Origin of the sequence: Nocardia altamirensis NBRC 108246 (assembly GCF_001612685.1) — a bacterium.
Classification (GTDB): Bacteria; Actinomycetota; Actinomycetes; order Mycobacteriales; family Mycobacteriaceae; genus Nocardia; species Nocardia altamirensis.
The window spans coordinates 1-14,018 of record NZ_BDAY01000134.1 but is presented as its reverse complement, the minus strand read 5'-3'; the positions used below and the strand labels follow the sequence as shown (position 1 = coordinate 14,018).

The window sequence follows — 14,018 nt, the reverse complement described above, 5'->3', positions numbered from 1 at the left end:
GGTCGGCATCCTGTCCCCCAACGCCCCCGAGTTCCTGATCAGCCTGTTCGCCGTGGCGGCCGCAGGCGGCGCGGCCACACCGCTGCCGCTGCCCGCGGGCACCCGCCAGCTGGGCGGGTATCCACAGAAGCTCGCCGCGATCGTCGAGGCGGCAGGCATGCGCACCGTGCTGGTCTCGCATCGGTTCGCCGACTTGGCGGCCCTGCTCGGTGACGCGGTGTCCGTCGAATTGGTCGATACCGCAACACTGTTCGAGGAAGCGGCCACTGCGACATTGCCGCTGCCCGACCTCGCCGGCGACGACCTCGCCATTGTGCAGTTCACCTCGGGCAGCACCGCCACGCCCAAAGGCGTTCGCCTGACCCACCACAACGTGCTCAGCGGGTTGGCCGCGATCCGCACGGGCATCGCCCTCGACCTCACCGATCGCGGCGGATTCTGGCTGCCGCTGTTCCACGACATGGGCCTGTTCGGCACGCTCTCGGCGATCCTGCGCGGCATTCCCGCTCATGTCTGGTCGCCGATGGCCTTCGTGAAGGATCCGGCACGCTGGCTGGCCGAGTTCGCCGCCAGCGGAACGACGATCACCGCCATGCCGAACTTCGGCTACGAGGCGCTGCTCGCCGCGATACCGCCGGAGCACGTCACCGACTACGACCTGAGCCGGTGGCGGATCGCGTTCAACGGTTCCGAGCCGATCTCCCGCGACGTGGTCAACGCCTTCTGCACGCGCTTCGCACCCGCAGGCTTCGCTCCGACGACCATGTTCGGCGTGTACGGCATGGCCGAAGCGACCCTCGCGGTCGCCTTCCCACCGCTCGGACGGACACCGGTGTTCGAATGGGTCGATCGGGCCGCGCTGTCGGATGATGCCCGCGCACAGCTGGTTTCGTCCGATTCCACGGGCGCGCGTGCGGTGGCCGGCGTCGGTTCCGCGGTGGACGGGCTGCGCTTGCGCATCGTCGACCCGTCCGACGACCACGAGCTGCCGGACGGCGCGGTCGGCGAGATCCTCATCCAGGGCGCCTCGGTCACCGACGGCTACCTCACCGCCGACCCTGCCACCGTCGCCGGGTTGTTCGCCGACGGCTGGCTGCGCACCGGCGATCTCGGATACCTGCGTGGCGGAGAGCTTTTCGTCACCGGGCGGGCCAAGGACATGATCACCGTGCGCGGCGTGAACTACTACGCCCAGGACGTCGAAGCCGCCGTGCGCGACCTCGACGGCGTCTACAAGGGCCGCTGCACCGCCGCCATCGACCCCGACGGCGCGGACGTCATCGCGCTCATCGCGGAGTCCGAACTGACCGGCGCGGCCGCCGATGCGCTGGGCGACCGGATCCGCGGGCAAGTCGCCGCCGCCATCGGGCTGACCGCGATCGAGGTCTATCTCGTTGCGCCACGCAGCATTCCACGCACCAGCAGCGGCAAGCTGCAGCGGCTCGCCGCCCGCAGTCTCATCACCGAGAGCCGATGACAACCAACGAACGAAGTGGAGTCACCCGTGCACAGCTATGACGTCTTCCGGCACTACGAGCGCCTGCATTGGAAGCTGGCCGACCTCGACCTCGACGCGGTCGACCGCGCCCTGGTCCGGCCCGAGTACGTGACCCTCGCCAAGAGCGCGACGATGGGCGAATCCAACGTGATCGCCGCCGTCCACGGCTTCATGAACGAATTCGTCGACGACTACGACTTCTCCACCTTCGCGGTGGTGTGGGGCTACCAGGAAGTGCAGCACCACTACGCGTTCCGGTCCTGGCTCGGCGCGGTCGGCGAGAGCGTCGACGAGAAGGCCGTCGACTCCATGCGTGAGCCCTACGCACCGGGCAGCACGCCGTCGGCCACCCTGGCCACCAACATCATCTCCGAACTCACGGTGAACCACATCTACCGCGCGGTGGCCAGCTGGGTGCAGGAGCCGGTGCTGAAGGGGTTGCTGCTCAACGCGAGTCGGGACGAGGCCGGGCACGCCCGCGAATTCATCCACTACGCGACCAAACGGCTCGAGCAGCGGCCGGACGAACTGCCCTCGGTGCTCGAAACCCTCTACGTCTACAGCTCCGAGGCCAAGATCAAGCACCCGGTGAGCACGTTCAAGGCAGGCATCAGCGAGCTCGGCGACCACGAGACCATCGACACCGGGTTCGACCTGTTCCTCGAGCAGGTCGCCGCCGAGGGCGAGCTGGATGTGTTGCACGACAAGGTGCGTCGCACCTTCGCCAACATGACCGGGCTCGATCTGTCCAGCAACGCCAAGGTGCGCCGAGCACTAGCCGACGTGATCGCCTGATGATGGACGATCCCATGCACGAGGCCGTCCAGGTGCCGTGGTCGGTGATCCCGGACTACCACTGCTTCGGCTGCTCCCCGCACAACGAGACCGGCCTGCGACTGACCTTCACCCCGCATCCCGACGGGCTGCAGGCGCGCTTCCGGTTGAGCAGGCAGTTCGAGTCCTATCCCGGTGTGGTGCACGGCGGTCTGATCGGCGTGATCTGCGACGAGGTGATGGGCAACCTGATCGTGCTCGCCCGCAACCACCCGGCCTTCACCGTCTCCCAGCGCACCCGGTTCATCACGCCGCTGCTGGTCGATCACGAATACCGCTGTGTCGCAACACTGTCCGACCACGCACCGGACCGGCCGATCCAGGCTGCCGCCGAGATCATCGACGCGAACGGCATCGTCTGCGCCACGTCGACCGCGGCCTATCAGCCGTTCGTGCTCGACGACGTCCGCCATCAACTCACGCTCGGCGACGACGAGGTCGCCCTGCTCTCGACCGCATTGACCACCTCGAACGCACTGGGCGATCCGCCCTTCTCGCTGAATGGAGTCCACTCATGACCGCTCCCGCCGACATCCTGCGCACCGTCACCGAGATCGCGGTCGCCGAGACCGGCATCGCCGAAGCCGACCTGCGGCCCGACGCCGACCTGCGCGGCATGGCTGGCGTCGACTCGGTGCGGGTGCTCCGCATGGTCGCCAAGATCGAGAAGACCTTCGACATCGAGCTCGAGGACGAGGACGTGTTCGGCCTGTCCAGCCTCGACGACGTCGTCCTCGTCGTCGATCGGGCGCTGCGCGAGGCGGCGGCGTGACCGTCACCGACCAGCCGGCCACCGCCGACACCAACCAGCACTACGACCTGGATCCGGACATCTTCGGCCAGTTCCTCGACCCGCTGCGCAAGTACAGTTCCGCGCTCTACACCTCGCCGACGGACACGCTGGAGCAGGCGCAGCGGCACAAGCTGCGGTTCGTCGCCGATCGCCTCGGGCTGCGCGGCGGTGAGCAGTTGCTCGACGTCGGCTGCGGGTGGGGTTCGCTGATCCTGTTCATGGCCGAGGAATTCGGGTGTGACACCACGGGTATCAGCCCGGCGCCGCGCCAGCACGAGTACATCGCCGAACAGGCCGCCGCCCGTGGGGTTTCCGCGCGCGTGCACACCAAGGTCGGGCATTTCGAACGGCTCGACCTGCCCGCCCGCAGCGTCGACGCGGTGACGCTGCTCGGGTCGATCGTGCACATGCCCGATCTCGGCGAGATCTTCCGGCGCGCCCGCGCGGTCCTGCGCCGCGACGGCACCCTGTACGTCTCGGAGAGTTGCTTCCGAAACGACAAGGCTCGCACCGCCTTCGACAGCAAGGTCGGCACCGAGTTCGTGCGCAACGACATCTTCGGCTTCGGCGAGCTGCGCCCACTGTCCGAGCTGGTCGCCGGGGCTGAGGACGCCGGGTTCTCGATCATCGCGGTGGACGACCTCACCGACCACTACCGGCGCACCATCGAGGACTGGATCGCCAACGTGAACGCGGCGGCCGAACGGATCGATGCGCACGGGATGGGCCAGGCGGCCGCACTGCGGCACTATCTGGAGATCGCCAACGCCGGATGGGGTTACACGACAAAGCATTACGCGCTGACCTGTCGCAAAGCCCGTTGACGGCAAGGAGAGGCAGATGAACATCGAGTCAGCACTGATACCCGTCGGCGACATGGTCGAGGCGGTCGACGGATTCCTGGCCGCCTCGCCCGCGTCCCGGGCCTGGGACGTGGAGACCGCGTTCAACTGGCAGCGCGCCGACGCGGGCAGGCTCACCGAGGGTCAGCGGTCGGCGGTACAGTTCGTCACCCTCATCGAGGACCACCTGCCCGGCTATTTCGAGGTCTACCACCGGTATTTCCCGGTCGACGACAGCGTTGACCGGGACACCTTCGTGCACAACCGGGAGCTGTACCACTTCACCGTGCGCTGGGCGTTGGAGGAGGACACGCACGCTCGCGCGCTGGCCCGCTACCAGGAGGCGGCCGGGATCGCCGAACGTGGTGCGCTGCGTACCGAATTGGCGATCGAAGGGCAGAAGCCGTTCGACCTGCCCTATGACCATCCGGTGCAATTCTTCGCCTACGCGCTGGTGCAGGAGAAGGCGACGCAGATGTACTACCAGCACCTGCGCGACGTGGTCGACGATCCGGTGCTCGCGGCGGTGCTGGCCAAGCTGTCCCGGGACGAGGCACGGCATTTCAGCTTCATGGCCGATGTGGTCGGGCGCTACCTTCGGGTGCACGGCGACGCGACGGTGGAGCCGATCCGCGACGTGATCGCCAACTTCCGAATGCCGTTGGCCGACACCATGCGCGGGTACTGGCGGTGGGCGTTGAAGATCGCCGACGTGGCGTCCTACGACCACACCGAGGCCTACGAGCATCTGGTGAAAGTGATCGACCGCGCGGTGGATGCCCGCACGGATCGCGTAGACGAGTTGGTGCGGTTCATCGAGGAGTGCCGCTCGGTGGCCTGAAATGCGAATGGCCCTGCTTCCGAATGGTTTTCGGAAGCAGGGCCGTTCTCGTGTTCAGTCCTGGTGCAGCACGAGGATCGTGGTCGAGCCGTGTGCGATCAACTTGCCGTTGCCGTCGGTGATCCGGCCCTCGGCCGTCGCGGTGCGCCTGCCGACGTGGATCGCGTTGGCCTCACAGGTGAGCCGCGAGCCGTCCAAGGTGACCGACCGGATGAAGTTCACCTTCAACTCCAGCGTCGTATAGGCGACGCCGTCACCGAGTTTGGTGAAGACCGCGCTGCCCATCGCCGTGTCCATCAGGGTCGCGATGACCCCGCCGTGCACGGTGAACATCGCGTTGATGGTGGCCGGGTTCGGGTCGAGGTAGTACCGCGTGTAGCCGTCGCCCGCGCTCTCCAACCGAATGCCCAGTGACGCGCCGACTCCCAGGTTCTCCTGCAGTCCACGCTCGAATACCGTGGTCAATTCATTCACGCGGGACGCGACGGTCCCGTTGGTGTGCGTATCGGTGCTGGTCATGGCCTCTTCCTCCCTGGCGAACGGTGCCATGCCATTCGATCAGCGCCCGGTAAACACCAGCAGGCTTGCCGCCCTTGCATTTTCACCTTCGATCGGGTGATCGCGTTTACTCACCTCCCCGCCGCCAGCCGCTGAGTCGAGCGAGAACTTCGAGAGCCACGTCGCCACAGGCCGTGCCCACTTATTCGACTGCACTCGCCCACCGATTCGAATGCCTGCACCCACTTATTCGAATGCCCGCGCCCGCTGAAGGCGATATGTTCCGCACTATGTTCATTCGCGACTACACCGATGCCGACTGGCCCGCCGTCTGGCCAATCGTGCGCGATATCGTCCGAAGCCGCGAAACGTTCACCTACGATCCCGAATTGACCTCCGCGCAGGCGGCACAGATCTGGGTCGTCGCGCCACCGGGCCGCACCGTCGTCGCGGTCGACGGATCGCGCATCCTCGGCACCGCACACATGAACACGAACCGCCCAGGCCCCGGCTCCCACATAGCCACCGCCAGCTTCATGGTCGCCCGTGACGCCAGAGGGCGCGGAATCGGCACCGCACTGTGCCGATACGCGTTGGCGTGGGCACGCGAAACCGGTTACGCCGGAATGCAGTTCAACGCGGTCGCCGAGACCAACCACGCCGCAGTCGAGGTATACCGACGACTCGGGTTCGAAGTCGTCGGCACCGTCCCCGGCGCCTTCGCCCACCCAACCCTTGGCCGAGTCGGCCTGCACGTGATGTACCACGCCTTCACGAAGACAACACTGTTGGTCGATTGATCACTGGGAATTGGTGGCGGCATCGGCCGAGTGGCCACTTACACCAGTTCCCAGTGATCAACTGTCCAGCTTCATGTTTCGCAATGTCGCAGGTTCGATGCACGCGCGCACCCGTCGCCGCGTGTCAATCCCCCAGCACCAGCTGGGTGAACCCCTGGAGTGCGGCGTCGATCGCGTGCGGCTGCGGCCGCCCCTGGGGATCGAGCGTGTTCCATCGCTGCAGGTTCACCGCAAAAGACAGCTGCCGGTTGCCGTCGGCACTGATCATCGCCATTGCGCCGCTGCCCCAGGCGGAGCCGTCATGGCCCCAGTAAGTGCCGCCTCCGGGCACCGTCACCTTGTGCAGGCCGAGACCGTACTCGATGATCTTTCCCTCGAAGGAAATGACCGGACCGGTGCGTTGCATCTGCGCCAACGACGATCGGCTGACGATCTCGGCGTCCAGCAGCAGGCCGAAGAAGCGGTTCATGTCCGCGACGGTCGAGATCAGCGACGCCGCGGGCCCCACCCAGGACATGTCGAAGACGCTGTAGTCGCGCGGCGGCTCGATCATGCCGAACCACGCCTCGTAGTGCATCGAGTGCGGTCCGGTGAGCTCCGACCCGGTCGGGAGCTCGGTGTCGCGCAGCCCAGCAGGTTCGATGATGTCGCGGGTGATGCATTTCTCCGCCGAGAGACCGGTCACCAACTCCAGAAGTTGGCTCAGGAGAAGGTAATTGGTGTTCGAATACACACCGGGCCGGCAACCAGGCGCCCCGGTGGCAGGCGCCGAGACCCCCAGCGCGATCAGCTCGGTCGGGTGGAACCGGGTGAAACGGTTGTCGTCCAGGCTCTTCGGTGATGTCTTCGCCACGGCGGGGAATGCGGCGAGCGAGGGGTAGGCGTGCGGGAGGTACTCGGCGAGACCGCTGGTGTGGTTGAGCAACATCCGCACGGTGATCACCGCACCGCGTTCGCCGGGCACCAACCGCGGCAGGTAGTGACCGATTGGTGTGTCGAGGCTTATTTCACCGTTCTCGACCTGGTGCAGCACGGCCGCGGCCGTGAACGACTTGGTGACGCTGCCGACGCGATGCCGCATATCGACGGTGACGGAGCGACCGGTGTCTACATCGGCGACTCCTGCTGCGCCGCTCCATATTTCGTCGCCGTCCCGCACTTCGGCGAAGATTCCCGGCATGCCAGCCCGATGAACGGCCGCCAGGGCGTCCTGAAGCTTCGCGGGATCAAGGGGGTTGGTCACGGGAGGTGTCCTCTCACTCTCGGTGGGTGGTGGCCGACTCGCCGACCGCACCCGAAGTGACACCACTATCGACCGACAGGTCCTACCCGGTATTGGAAAAATTTCCCCACGCCCGGTACCGATACTTGGCGATGGCCGGCAGGTAATGCGTCGTCAGCACCCGCGGCGGCTGGTCAGCGAAGATCGACACATCGCGGCACAGGTGCGCCTGATCGGTGTATCCGCAGTCCGCCGCAACATCGGCGGCGGGCAGTCCCGCCAGCAAGCCGTCGACCGCGTACCGGAACCGAACCAACATCGCCGCACGCTTGGGCGTCAGCCCGATTTGCGACTCGAACCGCCCCAACAGCCGCTTATGGCTCCAGCCAACAGATTCGGCGAGCGCGCCGATCCGCACCTGGCCGTGCGAGAGCAGAATGCGATGCCATCCGGCAAGCACCTCGGGATCCGGCGCCAGCGCCGCCGTATCACACTGTGCCAGAAATGATTTCGTCACCGCGAACCGCTCGTCCCAAGTTTCGGCGGACGCGAGGCGCTCACGCAGCCGCCGAGCCCGCGCTCCCCACAGCTCCTCCAGGTCGACAACCTCCCGACCCAAGTCGCCAGGAGCAACACCGAGCAGCGAATACGCCTGTGTCGGCGACAGCCGAACCTCGATGCACGCTGCCCGCTCTCCGCGAACCCGCATCGGCTCGATAGGCAGCCCGACAACGAAGCCGCCGAGCGTCCGCCGACCGACAGCGTCGTCGACGATCAGCCCACGCCCCCCGAACTCGATCACCACGGTTACCGCCGCCGTCCCGGCGACCCGGAGATCCACCCCCACCCCACCCACATCCCGATAACCGATGATCGTGGCCCCCAATCCCGCAGCCTCGACCGGGCCCGCGAAGTCCCACTCCGCACCTGGCCCACGCTCGACGTCCACAGCTCCCACCCATCCAGGCTACGGAAAAGTCCCAGACCGGTGAACCGTCACTACTGCGAAGACGATCGGCGACGACCCTCGATCATCGCCAGTACGCCGGTGACGGCGGCGAGGAGGAGGCCGAGGCACATAACGATATTGCCGATGATGGTGCCCAGGTCGCCGGAGGCGAGGTTCTCGGTGAGCTGGCCGCTGAGGAACCCGCCGATGACGATCCAGATGCCGATCGCGGTGGCGAAAATCGGGGTCCACCACCAGCGAGCACCGAAGGCGACGAGGGCGCCGCAGACGGCGATGACGAGGATGCCCGGCGGGAAGATGCCGAACTTCGGCGGATCGGCGATCCATTGAATGAGCAGGCCGAGGATGCCGATGGCGAGACCGGCGAGGGCCATCTTGGTGTTCCTCGGGGCTGTCGTCAGGCGGGTGAGCGTAGTCATCGTCTGAGCCTTTCGGGTGCGGCTATTACCTTGCGGAGAGGGAGGTTTCGGCTGCGGAACGCCACCAGACGGCGGCGAGCCCGAAGCCGATGGTGGCGACGAAGCTGAGGGTCTGAAGCCAGGCGGCGAGGAATTCGACGGTCGCGGACGGGGTGATGAATCTGTTCGTGAAGTCAGCGTCGGCGAAACCGCCGAAGAGGAAGAAGACCGACATCGCGACCGCGAACAGCGGTGTGTACCGCCAGCGCACGAGTGCGACCAGGGCCGCGAAGGCGAGGTAGATAAGCGGTCCTGGGCCGTCGTAACCTGCTATGAGACTTCGGGATTCGATGATCTCGGGGCCCGCGTCGCCGATCGCCGCGAGGACGAGAGCGAGGCAGGTTCCGATGAGCAAGCAGTGGCGTCGGTCGTTCGATCCGCGCACGGTTGTACCCCCTGTTCGAGTGTTCGATTCGTGTCCCCTGCATCGTGCTGCGTGCGGGCGAGCCGAACGTCCACTGAACAGCGGCAGTTGCTGTACGCAAATCTGCGTACAACAAGGACTTTCAGTGGGCGAGGCCGGATTGGTAAGCGAAGACGACCAATTGAGCTCGGTCGCGGGCGCCGAGTTTGAGCATGGCTCGGCTGATGTGGGTGCGTGCGGTGGCCGCACTGATGACGAGTCGCTCGGCGATGTCGTCATTGCTGAGGCCTGTGGCGACCAGGATGACGAGTTCGCGCTCGCGAGCAGTGAGAGTGTGCAGGTTCGGGTGCGGCCGGATCGTCCGTGGCGAGGCGGCGACGAACTCGCGAATGACCTTGCGGGTCACCGTCGGTGACATGAGCGCGCCACCGCACACGACCGAGCGGATGGCCTGGACGAGCTCGGCGGGTTTGGTGTCTTTGAGCAGGAATCCGCTCGCGCCGTGCCGCAGTGCATTGAAGACGTACTCGTCGTGTTCGAACGTGGTCAGCACGATGACCTTGGTGTCGATCAGCGCGGGGTCGGCGGTAATCCTGCGCGTCGCCTCTATCCCGTCGATGCCCGGCATCCGGATGTCCATCAGGATCACCGCAGGCCGGACCTGCCGCGCGAGCTGAACGGCCGCCAATCCGTCGGACGCCTCTCCCGCGCAAGACAATCCGTCTTCGGTATCGATCAGCGTGCGCAGCCCGATGCGAATGAGGTCCTGGTCGTCGACGACAAGCACGGTGATCATGAGCGGGCTCCGATCGGGAGGCGAGCGCGGACCTCGAAGCGCTGGTCGGTGACACCGGCGCAGAACTGTCCGCCGAGTCCGTGCACGCGGTCGCGCATGCCGCGAATGCCGGATCCTTCGACGGTATTCGGCACGGCGACAGTCGGATTCGTGATCTCGATCCGCACCTGGTCTTGCTCATAGGCGATGTCGACGGTGGCCTGTCCGGCCCCGCTGTGCCGCAGCACATTCGTCAGCGATTCCTGCACGATCCGATACCCGGTGAGATCTACCTCGGCAGGGAGAACGGCGGCACCCCGGGTCCGCACGGTGACCGTCACTCCGGCTTGCGCCATGCGTTGGCGCAGCTCATCGAGCCGCGCCAGACCAGGGTTCGGTGCGAGCTCGGTGCCCCCTCGGACCACGGCAAGCGTCGCGCGCAACTCGTCGAGCGCCTGACTGCTGGTCCGGCTGATCGCCGCCAACGCCACCTCCGCCTGGTCCGGCTTCTTCGCCAGCACGTGCAACGCAATGTCGGCCTGCATCTTGATCGCGGCAAGTCCGTGCCCGACGATGTCGTGCACCTCCTGCGCGACCCGGAACCGTTCGTCGTCGGCGATCCGGCGGATCGTCTCCGCGCGCGCACGCACCGACGCGTCGTGCCGGAGCCGGAAGACGACGCCGACACAGAACGGCACCACCACCCACGCGGCGACAGGTGCGGCACCGAGCAGACCGAGCTTGGTCCCCGGAGTCACGAGATGAATGAGCAGCAAACCCAACCCGGCTACCGCGAATGGCAGCGCACGTGCCCACCGCACACGCCTGGCGGCCGTGTAGACCGACACCATGAACGCGACGAGGATCGGACCATAGGCAAAACCCAGCACCAGGTACCCCGACGTGCACACCGCGACCACCACGAAAACCGGCAGCGGCCAGTGCCGACGCGCGCCGAGTGCGAGCGCCGCGACAAGAAACAACGCGAAGCCGAACCCGTCGATCGGCACCTCGGCCCGTGTCGAGCTCACCGCAAACGCGGTACCGATCGCTCCTACCGCCGCTAGCACGACAGCCACTGCGGCATCTACGAACAGCGGCGTTCCGATCCTCATCCCGCGCCCCCGCACCCGATCCGCATGCACCCAATCCTGGGCCGCCGAGCACCTTTCGACATCGGCGGCGAAGCGGTATCTCGCATACGCAGATCGGCGTACACGACGCGCCGACTCTCATGAGCGGATCTACGTAGAGACGCCGCCGCGGACCGCGCGCATCGACGCGAATGGGTGTTGTCAGTGCCGCCCCCCTACGCTGGTCACCGACATCGGGAGGGAGCATGGTGCCGGACAACAACGAGCCTGAAGTGCCGGGCAACAACGACGCTGAATCGGCCAAGCCGTCGCGGGCTGTCACCGCGTGGACGACAGGGTTGCTGTGCCTGTCGATCGTGGCGGGCGGCGTGATCGTCGGCGGGCTCCTGCACCACCCCGAACCCGGACTGACGACCGCGCCGGTGACCACGACAAAGCCGAAGCCGAAGCCGGAAAAGAAGCACACCTACGTCACCCCGCCCGTCACGTACCCGATACAGATTCCGGGCTGTGCCACGGTCGAACCACCCGACAAGAACCGATCGTCCGGCATGGTGGCGGAGAACAAATTCGGTTACGACAACCCGGCGTACCCCTGGTTCTCCGGACCCAAGGCCGTCGCCATGTCCGCGGCATTGCACGACGCGTTGCCCGACGGCGTCTCCCTCGCCTTCGAGGCCGCAGAAAGCTCGCTGTTCTTCCAGCCGATCTTCAGCCCTGCCGGCACGGCGGACACCGCGCAATCCGGCGGGTCGACGACCGCACACTCGAAGCTGACGCGAGGTGATCGGGCGGGCGCGCTCTTCATCTCGGTCCAGCAAGGCACGCAACCGATCCCGGCGTGCGTCGCGGGCACGCTCGACGAGCGCCGCCGCCTCCCCGACGGTACGACCGTCGACACACACGACACGTGGTCGGAAACCGATGGCGTGCGCACGCTCGAACGCAACGTCACCGCCTACGCGCCCGACGGCACGGTGGTTTGGCTGTCCGCCAGCGACGTCTCGGACGGCGGCAAGCCCACCGGAACGGTGCCGATGACCATCGATGAACTTGTCACCGCGGCGGCCGCACCCGGCATCCGTGTCACCACCCCGGTCCCGCCAGGAACGCTCGATCCGCCGCTGGCCTGTCACACCTGGACGGCAGCTTCCGCTGCGATCGACGAGGCCACCGCCCGCCGGCTGGATACCGTACTGGCGCGGATACCGCTCGACGGCCTCGTCCTCGACCGTCCGCTCGGCGCACTGCGCCCCGGCGGGTTTGCGCTCGTCGTCGACGGTCCGCTCGGCGCACTGCGCCGCGCCGCACCCGGTGTATGCCAGGCGGTTCGGGTCACCGCCGCCGGACAACAGTCGGAGCTGAACATCGCGATCACCGTCGCACCAACGCGCCCAACGGAATCCGCGCAGCCGTCGAGTAGCGACCCGCCGACCAGCATGCGAACGCTGCCGGACGGGACGGTCGTCGAAACTCGGGAACCGGAGGCAGCCGGGGCGAATGCAACTCGGGTGATGCGGACCGTCCTCGTGACGCGGGCGTCGGGCACCGCGGTGCGGGTGGAATCCACCGCCAAGACCACGCCCGAGTTGCTCAGCGCCGCACAACTCGAGGCGATCGCACTGACCCCCGGACTGGAGGTGAAGTGATGGCATGGCCACCGGGTGTGCGCGGTCTGGTGTTCGCCGCGGTGCTCGCCGTCGGCACCAGTGCTGGCGCGGTCGCGGTGCTGATGCACCCCGAGGACAGCATCCGCAAGATCACTGGAACCAACTCTGCCGCACCGGGTCTCGCCTGGTCGATCGACGCCGCCACGCTCGCGGGCCAGGCGGCCGCGGAGTTCCGCACTCCGGTCGGTGGGACCGAATACGACCACGGCAGTGCGGGTTTCGTGGCCGCTGGGAACACGATGATCACCGTGATCGGGGCACGAGGCGAGTCAGCGCCGCGCGATCCACAGATGTATGGCATCGACGCGCGCACCGGTAAGGCGCGCTGGCACGCACCCGCCACCGGGCTGGGTGGTTGCGCGGACACTCCGGTCGACGGCAAGCTCATCTGTTTCACCTCCGTGCTGGACAAGTCGCCCGCCCTGGTCGGCTACGACATCGACACCGGTGCCATCACCCGAACGCCAATCGACTGGCTGATCTTCGGCCTCGCCGCCGACCAGGATCGCCTCTACGTTGCGGAGGGCGACGTAGAGTCCGATGATGTCCGGGTGCACGCGGGAACACTCGCGGACCCGAAAGCCCACTGGTCGCGTGCCTTCGCGGTGGGCACCTCATGGGACAGCGTCGACAGCCAAGCCCTTGATATCGCGCACGGGCAGGGCGTGCTCGGGCTCGGTGCAGGCCTCGCCGGTTTCGACCTGCGCACCGGCAGCCCGACCTGGACCGCCGAGTTGAACGGATGTTCCAGTGCCCGTGGGACTTTCGACGCGCTCGTGGTCCGTACTCGCATACAATGCCCGGGATCCCGCCCCGAAGGCAGCAACGGACGCACCGGCGCAGATATCCTCGACCGCACCGGGGGCACCCTCGCCACCACCGACAGCGCGGCGGTGCATGATGTCGCGATCGATCGGCCCACTGATGCCACGATCCCAATCCTGTTGGCCGACAGCGCCTACGACCGCCGCGACGGCACCGTGCGCTGGACCAACCCCGACCTCGTCACCCGGGACGGCAGCACGCTCCGAGTCGCCACACTCGGCGACACCGCTCTCCTCTTCGACAGTCGCGCAGGCACCACCACCGGCGTGGATCTCCGCACCGGCCACCAGCTGTGGGAAACCACCACTCGACGCTTCGGCACCGTGCACACCTGGAACGGACGCCTCGCCGTGCTCTCCGACAACGCCGGACTGTGGGCGATCGATCCGCACACCGGCGACACGATCTGGGACATCCCCTTCCGCGCCGTCAACGACGCACCCACCCCTATCGCCGACGGTCAACTCACCGAAAAGAGCAGCGGTACATACGTATTCACCGACACACATACCATGATCGGCCTACGCCCACTCG

16 protein-coding genes are annotated in these 14,018 nt (G+C 66.8%); 9 read left to right on the top strand and 7 right to left on the bottom strand.

Translation table 11 applies throughout. From position 1 onward, the window contains the following. The 6 genes from NA11_RS42840 to NA11_RS42815 all read left to right on the top strand — a co-directional run. Window positions 1–1,477 (top strand): AMP-binding protein (locus NA11_RS42840; RefSeq protein ID WP_069167849.1); only part of this gene is annotated, 1,477 nt, incomplete at its 5' end. A 27-nt stretch (window positions 1,478–1,504) separates the two neighbouring features. Next, window positions 1,505–2,293, top strand: a complete 789-nt coding sequence (locus NA11_RS42835) for a ferritin-like domain-containing protein (RefSeq protein WP_069167848.1) — start codon at window positions 1,505–1,507, stop codon at window positions 2,291–2,293. Next, on the top strand, window positions 2,293–2,850 hold the full coding sequence (locus tag NA11_RS42830) for a PaaI family thioesterase (protein ID WP_245746581.1): 558 nt from the start codon (window positions 2,293–2,295) through the stop codon (window positions 2,848–2,850). Before NA11_RS42835 ends, NA11_RS42830 begins: the two co-directional genes overlap by 1 nt. Then, entirely contained in the window at window positions 2,847–3,104 is a 258-nt protein-coding gene (locus NA11_RS42825; RefSeq protein WP_069167847.1) for an acyl carrier protein, read from the top strand. Before NA11_RS42830 ends, NA11_RS42825 begins: the two co-directional genes overlap by 4 nt. Continuing rightward, the gene (locus tag NA11_RS42820; RefSeq protein ID WP_069167846.1) at window positions 3,101–3,949 is read left to right on the top strand and encodes an SAM-dependent methyltransferase; all 849 of its coding nucleotides are present in this window, start codon (window positions 3,101–3,103) and stop codon (window positions 3,947–3,949) included. The genes NA11_RS42825 and NA11_RS42820 overlap by 4 nt, the downstream gene beginning before the upstream one ends. 16 nt (window positions 3,950–3,965) lie before the next feature. Next, entirely contained in the window at window positions 3,966–4,808 is an 843-nt protein-coding gene (locus NA11_RS42815) for an acyl-ACP desaturase (RefSeq protein WP_069167845.1), read from the top strand. A gap of 54 nt (window positions 4,809–4,862) precedes the next feature. Here NA11_RS42815 and NA11_RS42810 read toward each other — a convergent pair whose 3' ends face one another. Next, complete coding sequence (locus NA11_RS42810; RefSeq protein ID WP_069167853.1) at window positions 4,863–5,327, bottom strand: PaaI family thioesterase; 465 nt, start codon at window positions 5,325–5,327, stop codon at window positions 4,863–4,865. Window positions 5,328–5,596: 269 nt separating this feature from the next. Between NA11_RS42810 and NA11_RS42805 the strand changes: the two genes are divergently transcribed. Then, window positions 5,597–6,106, top strand: coding sequence for a GNAT family N-acetyltransferase (locus tag NA11_RS42805; protein ID WP_069167852.1), 510 nt, complete (start codon window positions 5,597–5,599; stop codon window positions 6,104–6,106). A 124-nt stretch (window positions 6,107–6,230) separates the two neighbouring features. Here the strand turns inward: NA11_RS42805 and NA11_RS42800 are convergent, their stop codons facing one another. The 6 genes from NA11_RS42800 to NA11_RS42775 form a co-directional block, all read right to left on the bottom strand. Further along, window positions 6,231–7,349: a serine hydrolase domain-containing protein gene (locus tag NA11_RS42800; RefSeq protein WP_069167844.1), complete on the bottom strand. Its 1,119-nt coding sequence runs from the start codon at window positions 7,347–7,349 to the stop codon at window positions 6,231–6,233. A gap of 82 nt (window positions 7,350–7,431) precedes the next feature. Continuing rightward, window positions 7,432–8,286: a helix-turn-helix domain-containing protein gene (locus NA11_RS42795; protein ID WP_245746580.1), complete on the bottom strand. Its 855-nt coding sequence runs from the start codon at window positions 8,284–8,286 to the stop codon at window positions 7,432–7,434. Window positions 8,287–8,327: 41 nt separating this feature from the next. Next, window positions 8,328–8,717 carry a hypothetical protein gene (locus NA11_RS42790; RefSeq protein ID WP_069167843.1) on the bottom strand — a complete coding sequence of 130 codons (390 nt, stop codon included), beginning with the start codon at window positions 8,715–8,717 and terminating at the stop codon, window positions 8,328–8,330. A gap of 25 nt (window positions 8,718–8,742) precedes the next feature. Beyond that, window positions 8,743–9,141 (bottom strand): hypothetical protein, encoded by a 399-nt coding sequence (locus NA11_RS42785; RefSeq protein WP_069167842.1) that lies wholly within the window; start codon window positions 9,139–9,141, stop codon window positions 8,743–8,745. 121 nt (window positions 9,142–9,262) lie between these two features. Next, entirely contained in the window at window positions 9,263–9,916 is a 654-nt protein-coding gene (locus NA11_RS42780) for a response regulator (protein ID WP_069167841.1), read from the bottom strand. After that, a complete protein-coding gene (locus NA11_RS42775; protein ID WP_069167840.1) occupies window positions 9,913–11,010 on the bottom strand; it encodes a sensor histidine kinase in 1,098 nt (365 codons plus the stop codon). The genes NA11_RS42780 and NA11_RS42775 overlap by 4 nt, the downstream gene beginning before the upstream one ends. Before the next feature lie 224 nt (window positions 11,011–11,234). Here NA11_RS42775 and NA11_RS42770 point away from each other — a divergent pair, with 224 nt between their 5' ends. Together NA11_RS42770 and NA11_RS42765 are read left to right on the top strand one after the other, a co-directional pair. Then, a complete protein-coding gene (locus tag NA11_RS42770; protein WP_084655591.1) occupies window positions 11,235–12,638 on the top strand; it encodes a hypothetical protein in 1,404 nt (467 codons plus the stop codon). Next, the coding region (locus NA11_RS42765) for an outer membrane protein assembly factor BamB family protein (protein WP_069167839.1) at window positions 12,638–14,018 on the top strand (1,381 nt) is incomplete at its 3' end. The genes NA11_RS42770 and NA11_RS42765, both read left to right, overlap by 1 nt.